Genomic DNA, 21,765 nt, shown 5'->3' on the forward strand with positions numbered 1-21,765 from the left:
GGGTATTATTTATCGCTGTTGATGTCATGTATGCTAGTGCCAGCTTAACTTTGAATGGCACTTGAAATACGCAAAAACATCCCAAAATCCAAAACCCTGCTTTAATAATTATTTAAATCCCCCTCTTTCAGAGACTAACCAGAATAACGAGAATTCTATGAGCGCAAATATCATTTATGTAAGCGATGCATCTTTCGAAGCCGATGTATTGAAATCTGACAAACCAGTCTTGGTCGACTTCTGGGCGGAATGGTGTGGCCCTTGCAAGATGATTGCGCCGATTTTGGAAGAAGTGGCGAAAGAATATGATGGCAAAATCACTATTGCCAAAATGGACGTTGATGCGAATCAAGCAATTCCAGCGAAATTTGGTATCCGTGGCATTCCAACATTAATCTTGTTCAAGAATGGCGAAGCAGCAGCGCAAAAAGTCGGCGCACTGGCAAAAGGTCAATTGACGTCTTTTATCGATGCTAACATTTGATCTTTAGACTTCTGCTGAGCGAGGTCTAATCCAATCGTAGACTCGTGCCTGACTAGTTTGAACAGGCAAATACGCCAGAATAGTAAGTATTTCAGGGGCTGTAACAAAAATATTTTTACAGCGCCTGAATTAAGTCTTACAATAAGCACCCAATTAGCGGAATTAACGCTTAAAATTGCGAACCTGATTAAGTAGGTAACTAAGCAAGCAACTAAGCAGGTAATAAAAATTGCAGTAGCCGATTCTTGAAATCGAGCTGTATTGACATAAACATCGAGTAGTTCGTTTTTTCACTTCTGTTCACTCCCCCACCCCACTTTCCCGTCTCGGGACACTCACAACATGCATTTATCTGAATTAAAGGCCTTACACGTCTCCGCACTGTTAGAAATGGCCATTGGTCTCGATATCGATAATGCTGCGCGTATGCGTAAGCAAGAATTGATGTTCGCGATTTTAAAAAAGCGCGCTAAAAGCGGCGAACAAATTTTTGGCGATGGTGCACTCGAAGTCTTGCCTGACGGCTTTGGCTTTTTGCGCTCGCCCGATGCCAGCTACATGGCATCCACCGACGATATTTATATCTCTCCGTCTCAAATTCGCCGTTTCAATCTACACACCGGCGATTCGATTGAAGGTGAAGTAAGAACACCAAAGGACGGCGAACGTTATTTCGCCCTGGTGAAAGTGGACAAGGTTAATGGCGAAGCGCCAGAGATGTCCAAACACCGCATCTTGTTTGAAAACTTAACACCACTGCACCCGAACAAAATCTTGCAGCTAGAACGCGACATGCGTGGCGAAGAGAACACGACAGGTCGTATCATTGATTTGATCGCGCCAATCGGTAAAGGTCAGCGCGGTTTATTAGTCGCCTCTCCAAAGTCCGGTAAGTCGGTCATGTTGCAACATATTGCCCATGCAATTACGACGAATCACCCAGATGTGACGATGATCGTTTTGCTGATCGACGAACGTCCAGAAGAAGTGACTGAAATGCAGCGCTCCGTGCGCGGTGAAGTGGTTGCATCGACTTTCGATGAACCAGCAACTCGTCACGTACAAGTCGCTGAAATGGTCTTGGAAAAAGCCAAGCGTTTAGTGGAAATGAAAAAAGACGTGGTGATCTTGTTAGACTCCATCACCCGTTTGGCACGTGCTTACAACACCGTAATCCCTGCTTCAGGCAAAGTCTTGACAGGTGGTGTCGACGCCAACGCCCTGCAACGTCCAAAACGCTTCTTCGGTGCAGCACGCAATGTAGAAGAAGGCGGCTCCTTAACGATCATCGCGACAGCCTTGATCGAAACCGGTAGCCGTATGGATGACGTGATTTACGAGGAATTCAAAGGCACAGGTAATATGGAAGTGCATTTGGAACGTCGCTTAGCAGAGAAACGTACTTACCCAGCGATCAACCTGAACAAGTCTGGCACACGTCGCGAAGAACTTTTGATTAAACCTGATCAACTTCAAAAAATCTGGATCTTGCGCAAGCTCTTATACGGCATGGACGAGATCGAGGCGATGGAATTCATCTTGGATAAGATGAAAGCAACTAAGAACAACGCAGAGTTTTTTGAGATGATGCGTCGTGGTGGGTAATTTTATTATTCATGCTTAGTTTGCTTTAGACGAGAAAGCCGGACTTTATGTTCGGCTTTTTTGTTTTTTGGGTGATAGTTTTGAAGTTGTAGTGAGATTATTTCCAAATTGAAATTTCATCGGCAAAAGCTAATTCCTCAGTAGCTCATTGTCCACACCCGACCTGTAAACGATAAACACATCAGAAAACAAATTAGAACCACGAAAAAAAGCCGAACCTATAACAGTCCGGCTTTCCAAATACAACCAAAAACAAAAACGATTACTGCCCCCAACCACCCCCAACCGCCTTATACAAAGCCACACCTGAACTCAGCTTCGCACGTTGACTATCAATCGCCGCAATCTCCGCCTGCATCAAATCTCTTTGTGCATTCAAGACTTCCACATAAGCGCTATAACCACTTTGGTAGCGCAGGTTCGACAAACGATACGTCTCGCGTACCGCCGTCAAACGAGACTGGGTTGAAGCATCAATCTCTGCATTGCTCGCTGCATTATTCAGACTATCGTGTACATCGCGGAAAGCGTTTTGAGCTGTCTGTACGTATTGTCCTAATGCTTGAGTTTTGCGCGCTTCTGCACCTTCGACCACAGCACCAACTGCGCCGGCACGAAATACCGGTTGCACCAAACTAGCCGCGACATTCCACAACAAAGATGCTGGACTAAATAAGTCTTCCAATACACGTGATTCACGGCCTAAGGATGTGGTCAGACGCAAGCTTGGATAATATGCGGACTTCGCCTGCCCAACATCAGCATTCGCTGCAACCAATGCGTGTTCCGCCGCAATCACGTCTGGACGTCGAGCTAACAAATCAGATGGTAACTCTGCCGCTGCGGGCATGTTTTTCACTAATTCTTGTATCGTCAATCCGCGCGGCAGATCTGGATTCATGACCTGCTTTGGTGATCGTCCGGCTAATACTGCTAACGCCGACTCCACATTGCGCAGTGCTTGTTTTGCCTGTGAAAATGCGATCTCACCCGCAGCGAGTTCAGATTCAGCGTAGTGTAAATCGATATCACCGATGGATCCGGCTGCGTGGCGCTTGCGTTGCAGTGTGAGATTTTCTTGACGACTCTTTAACGTTGTCTCAGCAAAAGCCAACTGCGCATCGAAAGCACGTAGCGAAAAGTAGGTCTGAGCAACGTTCGCGATCAAGCTGATTTGCACTGCATCACGTGTCGATTGCTGCGCTAACAGGCGTGCCTTAGCCGCTTCATCAGCGCGACTTAATTTGCCAAATAAATCCAGCTCATACGCAGCGCTTAATCCGAATTGATAATCCTTCGCGACTGGATTAGCATTCGCTGGCAACTTGCCAGAATTTTCGCTAGTACGTGCCCGGCTAGCTGCCAAAGTCGCATCGACTGTGGGGAAACGATTTGACATCGCGATGCCCGCCGTCGCCTTTGCCTCGTCGATACGTGCTGTTGCGATCAACAAGTCTTGATTTTGCTGGAGCGATTCAGCGATCAATTGATCCAAAACGGGATCTTTCAATCCTTTCCACCAATTTTTTAGATCAACTTGCTTTGCCGTTTGTGGAGCCGTTGTTTGCGGCAAATCCAACTGCGGACGTTGATAATCTGGGCCGACTGAAATACAGCCCGCCAAGCTCAAACTCAACACCAATGGCAACAAGGTCAAGTGCCTTGAGCGAGGAAAAATCTTCCCTAATTTCATGATTTCACCTCATTATTTTCTTTACTAGTTTCATCTTTTTTTACCTCTGCAACTTTCACATCTGCAGGCTTTTTGAACGGGCTGTCAAACGGATCGTTGGCGTAGTGATGTTCTGGATGATCAAAGTCAGTATCTAAAGTTTTGAAACGACGGTCGTAAATTAATTTAAAGAACAAAGGCACTAAGAAAATCGCTAAGAATGTCGCCGCGATCATACCGCCTAACACACCCGTTCCCAGAGATTGACGTGCTGCCGCACCCGCTCCACTAGAGAAAGCCAATGGCACAACACCTAAAATAAATGCCAAGGACGTCATCAAGATAGGCCGGAAACGTAAACGTGCTGCTTCCAATGCTGCCGCCACAGGCGCATAACCTTCTTGTACTTTCATGACCGCAAATTCAACAATCAAAATCGCATTCTTCGCCGACAAGCCGAGCAAAGTGACGAGACCAATCTGGAAGTACACGTCATTATTGAAGTGACGCAGATAGACGGCTAACAGTGCACCAAAAATACCGAATGGCATTGCCAATAAAACAGAGAATGGCAAAGACCATTTTTCATATTGCGCAGCGAGAATCAAGAAAATCATTAAGACACCCGCACCCAATGCCAGACCAGCGGCATTGCTGCTACGTTTTTCCTGAAACGATGCACCGCCCCAATCGTAAGTCACATCAGCTGGCAATACCGCTTTTGCAGCTCTTTCCATCGCGGCGATAGCTTGTCCAGAACTGAAACCTGGTTTCGCATCGCCCAGCAATTTAATCGAAGGCAAAGCATTGAAACGTTGCACAGAGTCCGGACCAGTAATGAACTTCGTTGTGGTGAACGCACGAATAGGAATCATTTGACCGTTAGTCGAACGCACATACAAATTACCGATGTCTTCTGGCTTAGCACGATACTGTCCTTCGGCTTGCAACTGCACTGTATAGACGCGACCATTTTTGTTGAAGTCATTCACATAGTAGCTACCCAAGGTCGCCGCTAAAGTATTGTAGACATCCGACAAAACCACGCCCATAGAACGCGCTTTTTCATTGTCGACATCAACAAACAGTTGTGGAGAATTTGCTTGCCACAAGGTTTTCACGCCGGCTAATTCCGGTTGTTTATTGGCTTCTGCGATCAAGGCTGGCAATAAACCTGCCAAGCGCTTCACGCCACCCTCGCCTTTATTTTGCAAATAAAATTCAAAACCACCGGTTTGACCTAAGCCTTGGATGGCTGGAGGACTAAAGAACAAAGGCAAACCTTCTTTGATACCACCCGTACGCATAAACGATTCACCGACCAAGTCTTTCGCAGACTTACTACGTTCTTCCCACGGACGCAATGGGAAAAACATCGTTGCAGCGGATGATTTCAAACCACCACCACCCAAGAAATCGAGACCGATCAAAGCAAAACGCGTATCGATATCTTTGTTCGATTCCAGTGCCGCTTCCATTTGTTTTACCATCATATTGGTACGCTCTAAAGAGGCACCTTCTGGCAAAATTGCAGCACCGATGAAATAACCCTGATCTTCATCCGGCACCAAACCACCTGGTACGGTTTTCCACAGCAAACCAGCCAAAGCAATCATCCCGACAAATAAACTTACGCCCAACACGGCACGCTTTAAGAAGAAAGTCACACCAGCGGTATAGCGCTTAGTCAATTTCGCAAATGCGTGATTGAACCAATCGAAGAAACGATTATGATTTTCCGCACCTGGTTTCAGCAAAATTGCACAAAGTGCTGGAGTCAAAGTCAATGCAACGATACCCGACAAAATAACGGCAATAGAAATCGTTACTGAGAATTGGCGATACAACTCACCGGCCAAACCACCTAAGAAAGCAATAGGGCCGAATGCGGCGACCAACACCAAGACAATCGCGATAACTGGACCAGTCACTTCATTCATGGCCTCAATCGCCGCTTCTTTCGGCGACATGCCTTCTTCGTTCATCAGACGTTCGACGTTTTCCAAGACCACAATCGCGTCATCCACCACAATACCAATCGCCAGCACCATACCGAAAAGCGTCAGTGTGTTAATGCTATAACCGAGCAAATGCAAACCAGCCATCGTACCGATCAAAGATACTGGTACAGCTAAGGTTGGAATAATCGTCGCGCGCCAGCTTTGCAAGAATACATACACTACGATGAACACCAAGACCATCGCTTCTGCCAAAGTTTTCAACACTTCATAAATCGATTCAGTAACGAAAGGCGTAGTGTCATATGGTGTCGCATAGGTCATACCTTCTGGGAATTTTGCTTTCAATTCCTGGAAAGTCTTTTCAACCGCCTTACGTGTATCCAAGGCATTCGCGCCGGTCTGCAAAAAGATACCAATGTTCGCAGATGGATGACCATTAATCCGGCCATATAAATTGTAATCTTTAGAACCCAGCTCAACGCGCGCGACATCGCTCAGGCGTATCGTACTGCCACCTTTAGCCGATTTAACAATGATATTCGCAAATTCAGATGGCTCCAGTAAGCGACCTTTTGCCGTCACAGTCATGGTCAATTCTTCCGTATTATTCGGTGGAGCACCAATCTTACCTGCCGCATATTGGGCATTTTGTTCGCCCACTGCACTAGCAATATCACTGACTGTCACGCCTAACTGCGCCATACGATCAGGACGCATCCAGATACGCATCGCATAGTCTTTAGCGCCGAATACCTGCACGTTCGTCGTACCTGGAATACGCTTAATCGCATCTAGTACGTTCTGCGTCACGTAGTTTGATAAGTACAAACTGTCGTAGCGATTATCTTCAGAATAAATCGCCGCAACGACTAAAAAGTTAGACGAGCTTTTCGACACCGTCACACCTTGACGACGTACCTCTTGCGGCAACTTCGCCTCGGCTTGTCGCACTCGATTATTGACATTGACTGCCGCAATATCAAGATCCGTACCAACTTCGAAAGTCACGTTAATGGAAACACGACCGTCGGCAGCTGAGACAGAATCCATATACAACATGTGTTCAACGCCATTGATCTGTTCTTCAATTGGCGCAGCCACGGTACGTTCCAGAACTTCAGCTGAAGCACCGGGATAAAAAGCCGTCACGTTCACCACTGGGGGTGAAATTTCGGGGTAACGCGAGATCGGTAAGATGCGCAAGGCAGCTAAACCGGCGATCACGATAATCAGAGACACTACGGTCGCGAAGATCGGTCGATTAATAAAAAATTTGGAAAACATTATTTATCCTTAAAACCTGTTGGGCTAACACTAATTGCAGAAAATGCTGGAACGAACTCAGCATAGTTAAGCAAGATTAATGCGCTGCGGATTTTGCACTGGCTGCAGATGCTGAAGCTGATGGAGCCGACGTTGCTGGCGAACCTGCTGGCGCTTTAGCATCAATTGCCACTGGCTTCACCGTCATGCCTGGATCATGCGCTTTGATAAAGCCGTCAACCAAGACGCGCTCGCCGGATTGCAATCCTTTAGTGACCACCCATTCACCACGTGACCAGCCGTCCAATTCAACAGGACGCGGCACCAGTTTATTATCAGGAGAAACACCAAATACCATCTTGCCCATTGGGCTGTCGATGACCGCACGTTGTGGCACCGAGATCGCATCTTTACGCGTACCACCTTGCAACATCACGCGTACAAATTGGCCTGGGCGCAAAGCACCATTGGGATTGGCAATCTGAGCACGGGCATCAAAACCACCTGTCGTTGTATTGACTTTCTCGCTCAAGAAATTCATCTTGCCTGACGTTGGGAAAATCGTTCCGTCGGCCATTTTGACTTTGACATCAAAATCCATACTGCCGTTACCAGCGCGTTTTCCTGGCAATTGCAATTTGCCACTCGTTAGATCAGCGTTCAATTTTAAATAGTCGGCTTCGCTGACACTAAAATTGACATACATAGGATCAGTTTGCACGATCGTCGTCAGCAAACTATCTGCTGGTGTCACCAAGCTGCCATTCGGTTTCGTCGCGACACCGCTTACACCTGCAATCGGTGCAACTACTTTGGTGTAGCCCAGATTTAATTTGGCTTCGTTGACCTGTGCACGTACCTGTTTGTAACTCGCTTCAGCCATTTCCAAAGCGGATTTCGCGTCGTCGTATTCACGTTGGCTGATCGCTTTTTCAGTTGCCAATGGCGCTAGACGCGCGTACTCACGTTTTGCCTGATTCAGCTTTGCTTCGCTCACGCCTAAAGCCGCTTCGGCGGATGCCAATTGCGTTTGATACGCGCCCGGATCGATTTGAAACAATACTTGTCCAGCTTTAACTTTAGTGCCTTCTTCGTACACACGCTGCTCGACAATACCGCTGATGCGGGCACGAACTTCCGTCTCGCGTATACCGGCTGTTTGCCCTACGTATTCAAAATCGACTGGTAAATTGCGCGCTTGCAAAGTCACTACATTCACTTCCGGCGGTGGCATTGCGCCCATACCTGGTGCTCCGGCACCACCTTGCTTATTGCAAGCGGTCAAGCCTAAAAACGGCAAACTCAATGCAAGCACTAAAGCCAACTTATTGAATTTAAATGGAAAAACCGTCGAGTGACGATTGCTTGTCAATAGTTTGTTGTTGATCTTGCTCATGAATTTCCTCTTTAAATGATAATCGCGGTGTGCTATTATATACATACACGGATGTTTGTATAGTTTTGATTCAATAAATTTGTCAAATATAATAAAAATTAATAACGCGACGATGACGTATTCACCAAGTCCATAAGGAGCATTTATCATGGTCAGAAAGACCAAAGAAGACACCCAACAAACCTATGAGGCTTTGCTCAATGCGGCTGAGCAGGTGTTTTGCGAAAAAGGTGTATCTAAGACGACTTTAAATGACGTTGCGGTGGCGGCAGGCATGACTCGGGGTGCTATTTACTGGCACTTTAAGGACAAGAAGGAATTGTTTCACGCGCTATGTGATCGCGCATTTTTGCCAATGGAAACCTTACTTACGGAGATCACGAGCAGCTCCATAGATGATCCCATTGCCACTATACGTCGATTAAATCTGCATTTTCTACGTCAAGTAACCATTAACCCACGCCAAACCAAGGTGTTCGACATTATTTTTCATCGCTGCGAAAAAACCGCAGAGATGCAATCATTTATTCAAGAGCGCGAAAGCCGCGCAGAGTGTATAGACAAAATTGCCGAAATCTTCAAAGCGGCAGTTGCAAAAGGTGCATTGCCTGCCAATACGGATATTGCTATCGCAGTTCAGATCAATCATGGATTATTAGTTGGTCTGGTGCATGAATGGTTAATCGATCCTAGCGCTTATGACCTGTCTGCGCATGCAGAAACCATGATTGATGTATTAATGGCGGGATTGGTGACACGACCACCCTTATTAAAATCATAAAGAAATTCAAATACAGCACGGCAGGTAAGAACTGAACCTGCCAGCTCAAAGAAATCGAGAACTAGCCTGGCAGCTTCCAATCGAAGCGTACCGCTAATAATCTTAGGATAACGGTCAAGGCAATGCCACTTAATACGGCACTGAGTTCAGTAACACCGAGCAATGCCAAGAGCAAATAGGCCCAAGAGCCAAGAAAAGCGCAACTGGCATACAACTGGCCACGCCGAAATACCATGGGAATTTCATTGCAGATGACATCACGTAGTACACCACCAAAAATACCTGTAATCACACCCATCATCACGCAGACAAATAAAGGCATGTGCATCTCATAGGCCAAAGACGTACCACCGATGCTAAACAATCCCAAACCAAGCGCATCTGCATAAAGTATTACTTTTTCAGTAACGACCTGGCGCAGTTGTCGAAAAAACGGTGAAACCAACAAACAAAAAATAAACACCAACGTCGGATATTCGTAATTTTCTATCCAAAATAAAGGCCGCCGGTCTAATAGAATATCTCGCACCGTTCCGCCACCAAAAGCCGTGATAAACGCGACAGTAAAGACCCCAACCAGATCCATCTTCTTACGCCTAGCTTCCACCAATCCCGATCCGGCGAAGACAAACACACCGATCACTTCAACCGCGTGAAGCACCGTACTCATTCCTGCATGGATATTTGTTGACATACTTTTTCCTGAAACCCGCTAACAAGCTCAAAATCGTGCAATCCTATGATTTTATTGTATAATTGCCGGCTTAGCTTAACGCTAAGAAACTTTTTATATGATTAAACTCTGGCAAGTGATAAGCAATCGGGTCAAGAAGCAAGACGACCGCCGAAGTGCGTATTGGCTACCAAACTATTTTTTGAGGCAAGCATGAGAGACGGTATCCACCCAAATTATCGTGAAGTTTTGTTCCACGATGTATCTAACGATTTCAAATTCATCACACGTTCTACAATCAACACACGTGACAAGATTGAATTCGAAGGTAAAGAATATCCATTAGTAAAGATCGAGGTTTCTGCGGAATCCCATCCTTTCTACACTGGTAAACACAAAATTGTTGATACTGCTGGTCGCGTTGATAAATTCCGTAAGAAATTTGGTACTGTTGGTTCTAAGACAGCCATTTCTAACCAATAATCGATTTATTCGCATAAGCGGTAAGAAAAAAGGCAGCTACGGCTGCCTTTTTTGTATCATCAAGTTTTATCTAATAAAAAAACTATGAAGCCAGTTCGTCTCCCCGCCGCTGCTACGCTTGCCCTTCCCCGCTGGAGCATTTTCGCGCTCTGCCTCCTCTACATTCTGCCAGGTCTGATTGGTCGAGATCCTTGGAAAGGTGCCGATGCCGCAGGTTTTGGCGTCATGTGGACGATGGCACACGGCACACTCAATGACTGGTTATGGCCGCATGTGGTCGGCTTACCAGTTCCCGAAGAAGGCCCCCTCGCATTTTGGTTGGGCGCGCTCTGCATCAAATTGTTCGGCGGCCTGATTGGTGACCCAATGGCGGCACGAATTTCCACTGGCCTCGCATTCTTATTGGGCTCTATCTCAGTCTGGTACACCACCTATTTGCTGGGTCGCCGTGCCGAAGCACAACCGCTCAAACTCGCCTTTGGCGGCCAACCAGAACCGCGCGATTTCGGACGTACACTGGCAGATGGCGCACTACTCATATATCTGGGCTGCTTAGGTTTGTTATTACCAAGTCATACGACTAGCAGCGGCTCGCTCCACATCGCCTTAATCGCTTATTGCCTCTACTTGTGCGTAAGATTTTTTGATACGCCAACAAAAATAAGCGCAGTAAAAATTGGTATAACCTTAGGACTATTGATCTTAACGCGCGGCTGGGTAATTCCGCTGGGCATCTTGCTTTCACTATTAATACTTAGCGCCTACCGGCAACAAAAATTAGGTGCACAATTACTATTTATCAGCCTTCCTTTAACGTTGATCACAACTGGCTTGTGGGTCTTTAGCATACAAACAGTCCAGCCATTTTCCAGCTCCCCCTACCAAGGTTGGATGGAATGGAACTATCATCAAATTGGTTTCCCCATTCTTGAAAACATTATCCATTTCTTCCGCTATGGGATTTGGTTCGCATGGCCTGCCTGGCCGTTTGCCGCGTGGGCAATTTACGCCTGGCGCAAACAGGAGCGCACCTTACACATTTCATTACCCCTGTGTTTTCTCGCCTGCGTCTCCCTGCTAGCACTGCTCAACCGCACGCATGAGGAAGGCTACTTGTTGCCGCTGTTGCCACCGCTAGCAACCTTAGCCGCATTTGGCTTACCGACCATGAAGCGTAGTGCCATTAATGCCGTTGATTGGTTCGCCGTGATGGTGATGACAGGTGCAGCGAGTTTATTCTGGTTCGGCTGGATAGCGTTTCAATCGGGCTGGCCAATTCGCACCAGCCACAAAGTATTAAGTTGGGCACCTGGCTACACGCCAACATTTAATGCCTTCACCTTCATCATCGCACTGGTTATCACGGTCATCTGGTTCCGTATCGTCTATTGGCGCATCTCACGTCAGCCCTCCGTTCTGTGGCGTGCTGTCGTCTTATCTAGCGGCGGCGTGATCTTATGCTGGTTCCTACTGATGTCTTTATGGCTGCCGTTGGTCAATCATCGCGTAAGTTACTCAGTCGTCGCCGAAGACATGGCTGCAAAAATTACTGCACCCTACCGCTGCATTGATAGCAAGTTAGGTGCATCGCAACGCGCATCCTTCGGCTATTTCAGTAAAGTGCATTTCGCCGGATTCAATGAACAAAATTGTGACCTGTTACTGACCCAAGGCAATCGTCGTTTTCAAGCGAAAACAAAAGAACCTGTCGACAAAGATTTTCCGGGTAATTGGGAAATGATATGGGAAGGCCAACGCGCAGCCGACAAAGACGAATTCTTTACGCTGTATCGCAAGATCGAGAAAAGATAAAAACAGCAGGAATGTAAAAATACTGATTTTGCCGAAAATTTAAGCAAACAGCTATTTTTGAAGAAGGAAACCGTAAAATATAACAGCAATTTCGATCAGGTGCTTGCAATAATCGGATCATCCTGTCATAATTCTGTTCATGCGTTGCCGAGATGGCGGAACTGGTAGACGCACTGGACTCAAAATCCAGCGCCGCAAGGCGTGCCGGTTCGATTCCGGCTCTCGGCACCATTTACTTGTATCAACAAGTATCAAATCGACTCTTAACCCACATGTTTAACTGCATTGTGGGTTTTTTGTTGTCTAAAACAGTCTCACCAGATATCATCAAATCTCAATATTTTGATGGTATTTCTGTTGGTACTTCGAAGCTCCCCCAAATCAGGTACCAACAAAGGGGTTTTCATGGCTCTCACAGACACATTCATTCGCAATGTCAAACATAGTGGCGCACCCGCTGGAGACAAACATACTGACGGGCATGGGCTTTTTCTTCTGGTAAAAGCCGCCGGTAAATACTGGCGACTGAATTATCGCTTCGCGAACAAGCAGAAAACACTCGCGCTTGGTGTCTATCCTGAGGTTTCTCTACTAAAAGCTCGAAAGCGTCGAGAAGAAGCCAAAGAACTATTGGCGGAGAATATTGACCCTGGCGAGAATAAGCGGAAAGAGAAGCTGGATCGAGTTAAGTCGGCTGAATTTACATTTGAAAAAGTCGCCAATGAATGGCTCGCGAAGATTAATTCAACAAAATCTGAAAAAACTCACAAAAAGAATACCTCGTGGTTAAATAATCACGTCTTCCCTTACATTGGTAAAGTACCGATTTCGACTCTGAATCCGCGAGATATACTCACCACGGTGCAAAAAATTGAGGCGCGCGGAGCAATCGAGTCGGCAAATCGAGTCAAAAGCCTTTGTAGCCAGATTTTTCGCTATGCTGTTGCTATTGGTGTGGCCGAAAGAGACGTCACCGTTGACTTAAGAGGAGCGCTCTCCCAGCCTCAGCGAACGAACTATGCTGCAATCACAGAGCCCAAAGAAGCGGCTGTTTTGTTACGAGCCATCCATGGTTATTCCGGCCACCCTTTTGCGGTCGCAGCGCTAAAATTATCGCCCTTATTTTTTGTTCGTCCAGGGGAATTGCGGGGTGCTGAGTGGTCAGAATTTGATCTTGAAAATGCAGTTTGGCGCATTCCAGGGCCGCGCATGAAAATGGGGATTGAACACATTGTACCGTTGCCTCACCAAGCCATGGCGATTCTCAAGGATCTGCACAAGTTAACTGGACATCGAAAATATGTGTTCCCAAGTATCAGAACGGACGATCGGTTCATGAGTGAAAATACGATCAATGCAGCGCTTCGCGCTCTCGGTTTTGACAAAAACACGATGACCGGCCATGGTTTTAGGGCAATGGCAAGAACTATCATGGATGAAGTCCTTGGCGAACGAGTGGATCTAATCGAACATCAACTCGCTCATGCGGTCATCGACCCAAACGGCCGAGCTTACAATAGGACGGCCCATCTTCCAGCACGGCGTGAAATGATGCAGCGATGGGCCGACTATCTGGATAAATTACGGATCTCTGTATGATGGTGGGCGTCAGATTGAAAATTTAAATTAAGCCTATCCAAATTTCAATCTGACAAAACTGCTTCATTGCAAAACGAGATAACCACGACCACCAAGACATCGACGGATAATATTTCGTTGATCAGTTTCACCTTCGGCAGCGCCGCCAACTGCGCCACTCAAGGCCCCTACCCTAGCAACACTTCCTCGATCATATTTTGCTCCCGCCGCCGCAGCCAAAAGCGCGCCAAAAATAGCGCCAGCGACTGCACCCGCAGCGGCTCGCTCAGCAGCGCCTGACGTTTGCGATGCGAATTGTCGACATTCGCTTAGATCAAGTTCAAATCTGTTCATGTCAATATTTTTGGTGTCAACTATAGGGCGATAGTTGACGCCAGTTGTTGCACACCCAGACAAAATCAAAATTCCTGACAAACATAAAATCTGCTTTCCTCTGCTGCACATAAAGTCTCCCGAAAATTTTCAAAGTTTAACGAAACTGTCTTGTTGAAGAACAACACTAATCAATAAGAAATTAACAGCCCTCTTGAGCTGCTTCTTCATTCTCGACATTGCTTGAACAATATTGGGGATCTGCGACAAATCGTGTCGCGAGCAAAAAAATCATCCGTCGTTCGCAATTGCGGTTCCGAATTGCACAGAAAATTAATTTCAATTTTCGACGGTTCACGAGTGATTGTCGGACTCATACAACAAAAATGAAAAATATTTTAAATTTGGATTTTCAGCAAAAAATCGCATTTTTCTCAATATTCATTTTTCAAGAAATGGCGCCACTATTAACTCCCCCGCTTGTTAGTTTTTTGTCGTAACAACTTTCTGATTTTTTTACAAAAAGTTTTGTTAGAAAATTGAATTCGACGCTGTAATTTTTATTGTAATCACATAGCCAAGACCCAACCCAAACTCGAAGTTTTATTAGATGTCAAAACACTGAAAAACAATCCTACCTCCTTCAATTTGAAACAAAAAATTTATGTTGATATTGATTCTCTGCTGATTGATATTGACTTCGCATTACTCATCTTTTTGAAAGGAAGAATTAAATGAATCATCAAATCGTACGTCTGAAAGAAGCTGCAAAAAAACTGGGCGTGAGTCCTGCAACTATGTGGCGGCGCCTCAAGAATGACGAGACGTTCCCGCGCCTAGTTAGGATAGGCCCTGCACCACGTTCTGCGATTGGTTTTTATCAACATGAGCTCGAGGAGTATTTGAGCAAATCAACACAGCAACGTGAGATAAAAAAGAATAAAGGAGCGGATAAATGAAAATCGACTTAGCGGATTCAAACAAAGTATTTTGGAAGAGCATTCCCCTTTCACTAATTCGCGATGAAAGGCTCAGTTACGCGTCACGTGGAGTCGCGATTCATCTACTTTCTATGGCAAGCACATGGGATTTTTCAGCGACAAAACTACATGAAGTATTAAGATTTAAGACAGAAAAAAGTAGCCATCTTGGAAGAGATTCAACGAAAAAGATAATCAAAGAGCTAGAGCAGCACGGGTACCTCGTGCGAAGAAAAAAACGATTGGAAAATGGGGTGTGGGAGTGGCTTACATCATTCCATCCGCTATGTGGGATACCTTATTTGAACGAAAAATTTTCCAAGAAAATCGTAAATGATGAAGCCACCATCGACGGCAAATCCAGCAATGGTGAAGGCGTCGATAAAAGTAGTTTTCAAGGAGAGTTTTTAAAAAAGAAAACACAACAACCCGAATCTGCATTCAATAAAACAACTGAACCAAATGAGGGTGTAAAAAGTCAGGGGAATGAGACTCCAAGCGATCACAAATTGAATTCGATTGAACTTGACCTCTCACATCCGATGCTTCGCCACCATCAGTCAATATTTAGAAAAGTAAGCATGAAATTTTCTCAGAGCGTTGCGCCCACTATTCATCAGCAAATCGCTGATGAACTCGCAGGCGTTTTAACGAAAATTCAAGCTGGAAACCATGCGGAAATTCGTTCAAAACGGGCATGGATTCTTGCGCTATTCAAATCAGCAAAAGAGGATGAATTCCTGCCCGAATTCGCTTCGGCTATTGCTAAGAATCGAGAAACTCAACGGGTCCAGCAGCAAAGAGAAAACAACTTGCATGTCCAACTAGAGAATGAGATCAGAACACCGGAGTTCAAAGCGAAGCAAAAAAACCATTTAGAGGGCATAAAGAACCTTTTAAAACCCAACAACGCTAAAAGTTCTTCGTAGAAGAAAAGTCGAGGAAAATATATGAATACACATGTAGACAACCAAGCGAGCCTGGATAGTATTTTGGAGGATCTATGGCCAACAATAAATTTAATATCCCACGCCACGATCAATGAGTCGACACGCAAAAACTACTCAAGAGTTTATGACAATATCGCATCGAAAGTCGATTACGAAAGCGGGCTTGCATTTGCCGATATCTTGGCTCAAACAAGGAAAAAAAATACCTATTATTTGCGCCTAGCAGCATGCCGATACACGCTCAGCAGGAAGCTGATAGCTGTGTCTACGATTGCGTCAACTTGAGCTGTTTGGTCCATGGTCTTATCTATTCTTTAGAAATCGTTACTCAGTGCGAGATCAATACGGAAATTGACGCGATCAATTTCCGCCTTCGTGTTGGCGTCCCGTATCACCAATGCATAATCTTTATTCTTGTCATAGGTGCCGCCCAACACGGTGAGCATTACCGTTTTTTTGCGTTCATCCATCAGATTGGAAGAACTATCAAAACTGATCGACGCCTCATTACTAATTAACCGATCTCCCTCGGGATCACGCAATGAGATCAATGCTGTTCTCGACAAAATCTTATCCGTCACGGCCTCAGTTTGAATGAACTCAAACTTTTGGCGATTCGTGACAATTTTTCTGATCGATCCTAACAAAGTAATCTCAACTGGTCGCACTTTCGATTTTTCGTTGTCCGTCACACGTACTGTCAATACGGGTACGACGATCTCTTGCAACATCGCACCACCGTGAACAAATCGTGCTCCACCAGTAAAGTGGAATCGATTGGCTCCCTTCGGAACCCAGAAATCAAGGCCTTCATTGGTACCTGCTGTCACATTCGTATTGCCACACCACGCTTTGTTCGATGTGCCTAGGTTCTCGCCTAATAAATATCGTTTTTTTGCTTTCAGTGTTCCCGCTGGTTTTTCATCCAAGCTGCTCTTGTCCGCAGCCTCCAAGCCTTCTTCTTGATAAATAAAGCCATGATCCGCCGTTACGAAGACGACTGAACCATTAAGGTTATTGATCACATACTTAATTACGGCCTCGATTTCATTGATCGCCTTCTGACACGCATTAAAAGTCTCTGACTCGGTTGCCTGTTTATCTCCAGTCGCATCAATTTGGTCGTGGTAGAGATAAACAACTTTATAGGGTCGTACGAAGTCACGTCCAGCTTCTTTACCCATCGCGACTAATTCATCAGATTTGATCGCGATCCCATCATGGCCTTGCAAAATCGCAGAGCGTTGATCAAGGGATACGGTTGGTTTGCCATCTACCAATACATCCGCATTTGCGGTAGCCTTATAGTCAAGGCGTTTGTGCGGCAACAGCGCAGCCATCCCCAATGCAGTATAAGAAGGAAGTACACCTAGTACCCCATCCAAATTTGCTTTGAACCGATTAGTAGAAACTGCACGCGCCAATATTTCTTGCGCGACTTCATAGCGAAGCGCATCACTAATCAGAACAAAAGCACGATTCTTCGCTCCTCCATCGATATATGGCTTGACGTAATCGTTGAAGAAATTCTGTTGATTACGACTATCTTGCAACTGCCATTTGGTGAGCAAACCATCGTCAGCCGCCACAAAGCTTCCCCATGTCAACGAAAGCTGGGACATGACTGAAGCATATTGACCGCCCATCCACGTCTTCAAGGTCTGTAAAAACGTCCAGCCGTTAAGCTCAACCACGTCGTTAGAGTACATAAATCGACGATAGCACTGATCGAATCGATATAACTCTTTTTGGTAGGCTGCAAACATCGTTTCCGCATTGGGGTAACTAAAGCCTTTTGTGTAAGGGGCTGAGAGTTCACTGAAGCTATTCATTGATTGCGAGCCCAAGTATTTCTTGTGTCCCTGTCTTTAAAATAAGGTCATCAGTCCACACCGTCGCTTTAGCGTTCATGCTGGAATTCAACACCTTAGGCATCACACCAGAAATGCCCTCAAGCACGCCCTCATTCAAATAGCGTAGCAGACTCGATTGAGAATCTTCGCTCGCCAAAATCGCCGCCACTTCAATATGTGAAAGTACCGTTGTAATGCGGGTACCGTGCGGCACCACTCTTACGCGCCCAATGACGTTGGTACCCGTCAATTCAAGTAAGCCCCAATCTGTTACATCAGCATGCGGCCCAAGAGTTTGACGAATGGCATCCTTCTTGAAACCCTCAGGCAAATTTTGCTGAAAAAAAGGAAATAAAGACCGCTGCCAAACATAGCTTTCTAGCCGCACTGGCATCGTCAATGAGACTAAATATTCTGGCGGCGTATCAGGCAAATAATTAAATACATACTGGTCGCTATGATCACTCAGCACACCGACCATTCGATCCAGTACATAGACGTCCAATAAACTACTCATGGCGCTCACGCTTTTTTGAATGGCGAACACGTTGACGGGCTACTGAGTCTTTCTGAAGATTTAGTTTCCCTTGATTGGTTGTATTGGTTGGTGTCACCGATAAGCGTTCTCCTCGGGTAACCACAAACTGGCTGGGAGCCTGCTGGATCACAATCGGCAACCCCAAACCAACTCGTTGCTCTTGTTTTGCATCATCCAAGGTTCGCCGTTGCCCTGCTGGTCGCGTATGTAATTCAAGTCCGACCGCTGCAAATAGCTGCAATAACTTAACGACTCCAATCTCAGCAAGAATGCCACGCTCGAAACCAGAAATACTCGACAAACTTACGCCAGTACGCTCAGCCAACTCACCTTGAGTCAGCTGCTGGCGAATACGGGCTTCTTTTAATGATTGGCCAAGGTCGAAGAGATTCATAAATAACTAAATAAAACTAATTAAAGTAAATTGATACAATAATACGTTAAATATGACTATTTACAAGAGGTTTGAGTTTAACTGAAGTGAGTAACATCAAAATAATTCACCATATTTTGCATATTAAATACAAAATCAATTATAAATAACAAAACTTAACCATTTATACAAGGACCAATCTAATCTATTTACAAAATTTTCTCAGTTAAGACAACCAAAATACGTAGCAACGAATCATGTGTCTATCATCGACATATTGAATTCTCCACATATGACTTCAAAGAATCCTATTCAACGTTCGGCAACATCTTACGATCATGACTAATTGCAAATCCATCCGGCACTGGCTTAAACGGCTTACTACCTGATCGATTACTGCTTTGAAATCTACGAAGAGCTTCTACATCAATCTCACCGATTACGCAGTAATCCGTCACGCCACCTTTTACCCGCAACAGATCCCTTCTCCAAATATCCTTGAAAGGCGCACGTATACGACTATCTCCATATTGCCGATCATTACATTGGATGATAAAAGCATGCACATCGAGCGCTGCGGACTCAACCAAAGAATTAAAGGTTTCGGTATCTGGATTCCACTCTGGCACAAATAGAGCATCCACCCGCCCCTGCAAAAAAGCCCGATAGCTTATATTCGTGAGCTCACTACAGACAAGTAAAGCGAAAAGAAAATTGCCGTGCTGAATTATTGGTGGAACACCATCCTTCCAAACAATTTCAGGCTTCATCTCCAATCCAGCTAAGCGATGCAGTTCTTGTTCTTCGTGCAGTGCTGGCTTTTGTTTGTCTTGACGGTAAATCATTGTCGATGGAAAACCCAAACCATCATGCGACAAAGCCGCCCAAACTTGATTACGAACTCTGGATTTACTCGCATGCAAATATTCAATACCAGTAATTAACGAAATACCTCGCCCTTGTAACTTACGGGCAATGCGGATAAACCAATGGGCGGGCAAAGCCAACTCTGGCAAAATAAAATACCGACTACGCTGCGGCTGAGAAATCACTCCATCTAGCAAATGGTTAAGCCGTGCATAGCGCTCCGCATCTGGGTCCGACGAACGCATGATCGAAGCAACCCAGCTATCCATGTCCGTCTTCCAGCTGGATACAGCAATTCCATACTGGCGTGGTGCGGCACCATCTGGGATCTGCAATACGCCATGCTTGTCAAAACAAGGAAATTTCTCGTTGATGCTGAAGCCACGTAACGCCAATACGACCGATCGCATCGATTCTTGCCCAAGTTCAGTATAGGCATCCTTACTTAGAATAAATAACTCCGCCAGGTTAAAAGGCCGCGTAGAAAAAAGTAGCCCTTGTGAAAACTCCTTAAGCTTGATCCATCTTGCAAGTTGCCGAACACCGTCAACGACCGTATCTGGCAATAATTTCGTGGCGAGGTCACATGTGTTGACCGTCTTTTTTGCTGGAATAGCGCGCTGTGCAACTAACTCCGATGGCAAGCCGATAAAACGAAATGGCATATGCGCCAAATCAAAGGAAAACAAACGCGCTTGCTGACGTTGGTAGTCCTTCACAGAGAATTGATCGCATTCAAATTCATCACCTTGCATGAATGACTCGCACCATCCAGCCATATGCTTCTCCCATTCCCTCTTCCCAATCTTAGATAAATTGGTCGGTGGAAATGCGGCGACAATGCTTTCGAGCACGCTTTCAAATAACTTCGTTCTCCATTTCAAAATCGCCATATCATCAGAGGGTTGGTTTTCCGATGGGCATGCTTTCACGCTGATGGTGCAGTCTTGACTCACTAAATTGACAAGAGTACTCACGGCATTAATAATTTTCCGCAGGTCACAAAAATCTTCGCAAGCAGTCGCTAGACGAATCACTCGAGGCAAATAAACAGCCAAATCAAAAAACTGTGGCAGCACCAATACATGCTGAATAAAAGCGCGAAAAAAAGCACGTCGATGATCTTTCCAAGCATCTGGAAGCAAATCACGCTCATATGCTTCAAAGTCACGTAACTTGATCGCAAATCCTGCGCGACGCATCGTTAACGCATCAGCTTTTCGCAGATTATCTGCAGCTTCACCATCACTCTGTGTTGCGGCTAATAGATCAGTACCAACATGGCTAGCAGAGCGGGGAAGTCGTGGCATCGCACGCCACTCGCTAGCTCGTTCGTGAATTTGATGAGCGATCGCATCGATCAAAGTCTTGCCCGTGTCACCAGCCAACATAAACACCTTATTCTTAGCATTGGCGAAGTGAGCCTTGCTTCCATCCCGAACGAGATAATCTGGCTGAAAAGATATGATGCTCTCATCACAAGAAACCCAGGCTAATTTGTTCTCAGAACGCGCAAACAACCAATCCCATAACTGTTTGGTTGAAGAAAAATCTGAACCGTTCTCCATTACCAGCAGTATGTCATCCACGTAACGTCCGTAATATAACGGTACCACTTGTCTCTCGATAATGCGGTCGAGCTCTACTAGTGCCACATTCGCAATCACTCCCGATGCAGGAAGGCCAACGGGTAATCCCTTTTTCAAAGGTGTGTTCGCCGCCCACGCCTGCAAAGACAGGATAAAAAGGCGATGAAGTTTCAGCTCTTCCTCAGACAAATTCAGCTCAAGAAGGTCTGCGAAAAAAGTCGAGTCCAACATAAATCCTGGGTTAAGTTCGTGATAGAACGAACTAACATCGGCGGTCAGTGCAACAATTTTCTTGCCTGAGTCGAGTGCAACGCGCATAGCATTGATGCCGTTGTCTCGCCAATCGCGAAACGGCTTTAAATAGGGCTTAAATGACCCCAATGAAAGAGGATTAATACCCTGTTCATTCTGCTTACGTCGAAGCCTATTTCCGTAAGCACAATCGGTCAACTTAGCATCGAATAGATGTCCAACCTTCATCATCCACAACGCTGAAAGGACATGAAAATCAAGACTGCATTGCGCCATTACCAACGCATGGATTTGCTAGCGAAAGGTAGAACAACAGATTTCT

17 protein-coding genes and 1 tRNA gene are annotated in these 21,765 nt (G+C 45.6%); 9 read left to right on the top strand and 9 right to left on the bottom strand.

The features are described 5' to 3' along the window. The first annotated feature begins 61 nt into the window (after window positions 1-61). Both trxA and rho read left to right on the top strand, forming a co-directional pair. Window positions 62-484 (top strand): thioredoxin TrxA, encoded by a 423-nt coding sequence (trxA, locus tag ACO0KW_RS18700; protein WP_423054876.1) that lies wholly within the window; start codon window positions 62-64, stop codon window positions 482-484. A gap of 342 nt (window positions 485-826) precedes the next feature. Then, complete coding sequence (gene rho, locus ACO0KW_RS18705) at window positions 827-2,089, top strand: transcription termination factor Rho (RefSeq protein WP_423054877.1); 1,263 nt, start codon at window positions 827-829, stop codon at window positions 2,087-2,089. Between the two features lie 262 nt (window positions 2,090-2,351). Here rho and ACO0KW_RS18710 read toward each other — a convergent pair whose 3' ends face one another. The 3 genes from ACO0KW_RS18710 to ACO0KW_RS18720 all read right to left on the bottom strand — a co-directional run bounded on the left by ACO0KW_RS18710 (window position 2,352) and on the right by ACO0KW_RS18720 (window position 8,381). Next, window positions 2,352-3,782 carry an efflux transporter outer membrane subunit gene (locus tag ACO0KW_RS18710; protein WP_423054878.1) on the bottom strand — a complete coding sequence of 477 codons (1,431 nt, stop codon included), beginning with the start codon at window positions 3,780-3,782 and terminating at the stop codon, window positions 2,352-2,354. Further along, window positions 3,779-7,006 carry an efflux RND transporter permease subunit gene (locus ACO0KW_RS18715; protein ID WP_423054879.1) on the bottom strand — a complete coding sequence of 1,076 codons (3,228 nt, stop codon included), beginning with the start codon at window positions 7,004-7,006 and terminating at the stop codon, window positions 3,779-3,781. Before ACO0KW_RS18715 ends, ACO0KW_RS18710 begins: the two co-directional genes overlap by 4 nt. 76 nt (window positions 7,007-7,082) lie before the next feature. Next, window positions 7,083-8,381 carry an efflux RND transporter periplasmic adaptor subunit gene (locus tag ACO0KW_RS18720; protein ID WP_423054880.1) on the bottom strand — a complete coding sequence of 433 codons (1,299 nt, stop codon included), beginning with the start codon at window positions 8,379-8,381 and terminating at the stop codon, window positions 7,083-7,085. A 148-nt stretch (window positions 8,382-8,529) separates the two neighbouring features. Between ACO0KW_RS18720 and ACO0KW_RS18725 the strand changes: the two genes are divergently transcribed. After that, window positions 8,530-9,162 (top strand): TetR family transcriptional regulator, encoded by a 633-nt coding sequence (locus tag ACO0KW_RS18725; RefSeq protein WP_423054881.1) that lies wholly within the window; start codon window positions 8,530-8,532, stop codon window positions 9,160-9,162. 61 nt (window positions 9,163-9,223) lie between these two features. Here ACO0KW_RS18725 and ACO0KW_RS18730 read toward each other — a convergent pair whose 3' ends face one another. After that, window positions 9,224-9,856 carry a trimeric intracellular cation channel family protein gene (locus ACO0KW_RS18730; RefSeq protein ID WP_423054882.1) on the bottom strand — a complete coding sequence of 211 codons (633 nt, stop codon included), beginning with the start codon at window positions 9,854-9,856 and terminating at the stop codon, window positions 9,224-9,226. 192 nt (window positions 9,857-10,048) lie between these two features. Here ACO0KW_RS18730 and ACO0KW_RS18735 point away from each other — a divergent pair, with 192 nt between their 5' ends. From ACO0KW_RS18735 to ACO0KW_RS18750, 4 genes are all read left to right on the top strand, one after another. Then, a complete protein-coding gene (locus ACO0KW_RS18735; protein WP_314862035.1) occupies window positions 10,049-10,318 on the top strand; it encodes a type B 50S ribosomal protein L31 in 270 nt (89 codons plus the stop codon). An 84-nt stretch (window positions 10,319-10,402) separates the two neighbouring features. After that, a complete protein-coding gene (locus tag ACO0KW_RS18740; protein ID WP_423054883.1) occupies window positions 10,403-12,130 on the top strand; it encodes an ArnT family glycosyltransferase in 1,728 nt (575 codons plus the stop codon). Window positions 12,131-12,276: 146 nt separating this feature from the next. Then, window positions 12,277-12,361, top strand: a tRNA-Leu gene (locus ACO0KW_RS18745). A 174-nt stretch (window positions 12,362-12,535) separates the two neighbouring features. After that, the gene (locus ACO0KW_RS18750; RefSeq protein WP_423054884.1) at window positions 12,536-13,729 is read left to right on the top strand and encodes a tyrosine-type recombinase/integrase; all 1,194 of its coding nucleotides are present in this window, start codon (window positions 12,536-12,538) and stop codon (window positions 13,727-13,729) included. Between the two features lie 63 nt (window positions 13,730-13,792). On the opposite strand, the gene ACO0KW_RS18755 is transcribed toward ACO0KW_RS18750, so the two are convergent. Then, complete coding sequence (locus ACO0KW_RS18755) at window positions 13,793-14,062, bottom strand: hypothetical protein (protein ID WP_423054885.1); 270 nt, start codon at window positions 14,060-14,062, stop codon at window positions 13,793-13,795. A 713-nt stretch (window positions 14,063-14,775) separates the two neighbouring features. Between ACO0KW_RS18755 and ACO0KW_RS18760 the strand changes: the two genes are divergently transcribed. Both ACO0KW_RS18760 and ACO0KW_RS18765 read left to right on the top strand, forming a co-directional pair. Beyond that, window positions 14,776-15,000 carry a helix-turn-helix transcriptional regulator gene (locus ACO0KW_RS18760; RefSeq protein WP_423054886.1) on the top strand — a complete coding sequence of 75 codons (225 nt, stop codon included), beginning with the start codon at window positions 14,776-14,778 and terminating at the stop codon, window positions 14,998-15,000. Next, window positions 14,997-15,950 carry a hypothetical protein gene (locus ACO0KW_RS18765; protein ID WP_423054887.1) on the top strand — a complete coding sequence of 318 codons (954 nt, stop codon included), beginning with the start codon at window positions 14,997-14,999 and terminating at the stop codon, window positions 15,948-15,950. Before ACO0KW_RS18760 ends, ACO0KW_RS18765 begins: the two co-directional genes overlap by 4 nt. A 335-nt stretch (window positions 15,951-16,285) precedes the next feature. Here the strand turns inward: ACO0KW_RS18765 and pglZ are convergent, their stop codons facing one another. The 4 genes from pglZ to ACO0KW_RS18785 form a co-directional block, all read right to left on the bottom strand. After that, window positions 16,286-17,803, bottom strand: coding sequence for a BREX-1 system phosphatase PglZ type A (pglZ, locus tag ACO0KW_RS18770; RefSeq protein WP_423054888.1), 1,518 nt, complete (start codon window positions 17,801-17,803; stop codon window positions 16,286-16,288). Beyond that, on the bottom strand, window positions 17,796-18,341 hold the full coding sequence (locus ACO0KW_RS18775; RefSeq protein WP_423054889.1) for a HipA N-terminal domain-containing protein: 546 nt from the start codon (window positions 18,339-18,341) through the stop codon (window positions 17,796-17,798). The genes pglZ and ACO0KW_RS18775 overlap by 8 nt, the downstream gene beginning before the upstream one ends. After that, on the bottom strand, window positions 18,334-18,756 hold the full coding sequence (locus tag ACO0KW_RS18780) for a helix-turn-helix domain-containing protein (RefSeq protein WP_423054890.1): 423 nt from the start codon (window positions 18,754-18,756) through the stop codon (window positions 18,334-18,336). Before ACO0KW_RS18780 ends, ACO0KW_RS18775 begins: the two co-directional genes overlap by 8 nt. Before the next feature lie 287 nt (window positions 18,757-19,043). Beyond that, on the bottom strand, window positions 19,044-21,719 hold the full coding sequence (locus tag ACO0KW_RS18785) for an RNA-directed DNA polymerase (RefSeq protein ID WP_423054891.1): 2,676 nt from the start codon (window positions 21,717-21,719) through the stop codon (window positions 19,044-19,046). Window positions 21,720-21,765 lie beyond the last annotated feature (46 nt).

Source organism: Undibacterium sp. Ji22W, assembly GCF_049340305.1.
Taxonomy (GTDB): Bacteria; Pseudomonadota; Gammaproteobacteria; order Burkholderiales; family Burkholderiaceae_D; genus Undibacterium.

Bases quoted from the DNA above. Each gene is read 5' to 3' on its own strand.
- rho (WP_423054877.1), top strand. From the start codon at position 827: ATGCATTTATCTGAATTAAAGGCCTTACACGTCTCCGCACTGTTAGAA.
- ACO0KW_RS18710 (WP_423054878.1), bottom strand. From the start codon at position 3,782: ATGAAATTAGGGAAGATTTTTCCTCGCTCAAGGCACTTGACCTTGTTG.
- ACO0KW_RS18715 (WP_423054879.1), bottom strand. From the start codon at position 7,006: ATGTTTTCCAAATTTTTTATTAATCGACCGATCTTCGCGACCGTAGTG.
- ACO0KW_RS18720 (WP_423054880.1), bottom strand. From the start codon at position 8,381: ATGAGCAAGATCAACAACAAACTATTGACAAGCAATCGTCACTCGACG.
- ACO0KW_RS18725 (WP_423054881.1), top strand. From the start codon at position 8,530: ATGGTCAGAAAGACCAAAGAAGACACCCAACAAACCTATGAGGCTTTG.
- ACO0KW_RS18730 (WP_423054882.1), bottom strand. From the start codon at position 9,856: ATGTCAACAAATATCCATGCAGGAATGAGTACGGTGCTTCACGCGGTT.
- ACO0KW_RS18735 (WP_314862035.1), top strand. From the start codon at position 10,049: ATGAGAGACGGTATCCACCCAAATTATCGTGAAGTTTTGTTCCACGAT.
- ACO0KW_RS18740 (WP_423054883.1), top strand. From the start codon at position 10,403: ATGAAGCCAGTTCGTCTCCCCGCCGCTGCTACGCTTGCCCTTCCCCGC.
- ACO0KW_RS18750 (WP_423054884.1), top strand. From the start codon at position 12,536: ATGGCTCTCACAGACACATTCATTCGCAATGTCAAACATAGTGGCGCA.
- ACO0KW_RS18755 (WP_423054885.1), bottom strand. From the start codon at position 14,062: ATGAACAGATTTGAACTTGATCTAAGCGAATGTCGACAATTCGCATCG.
- ACO0KW_RS18760 (WP_423054886.1), top strand. From the start codon at position 14,776: ATGAATCATCAAATCGTACGTCTGAAAGAAGCTGCAAAAAAACTGGGC.
- ACO0KW_RS18765 (WP_423054887.1), top strand. From the start codon at position 14,997: ATGAAAATCGACTTAGCGGATTCAAACAAAGTATTTTGGAAGAGCATT.
- pglZ (WP_423054888.1), bottom strand. From the start codon at position 17,803: ATGAATAGCTTCAGTGAACTCTCAGCCCCTTACACAAAAGGCTTTAGT.
- ACO0KW_RS18775 (WP_423054889.1), bottom strand. From the start codon at position 18,341: ATGAGTAGTTTATTGGACGTCTATGTACTGGATCGAATGGTCGGTGTG.
- ACO0KW_RS18780 (WP_423054890.1), bottom strand. From the start codon at position 18,756: ATGAATCTCTTCGACCTTGGCCAATCATTAAAAGAAGCCCGTATTCGC.
- ACO0KW_RS18785 (WP_423054891.1), bottom strand. From the start codon at position 21,719: ATGGCGCAATGCAGTCTTGATTTTCATGTCCTTTCAGCGTTGTGGATG.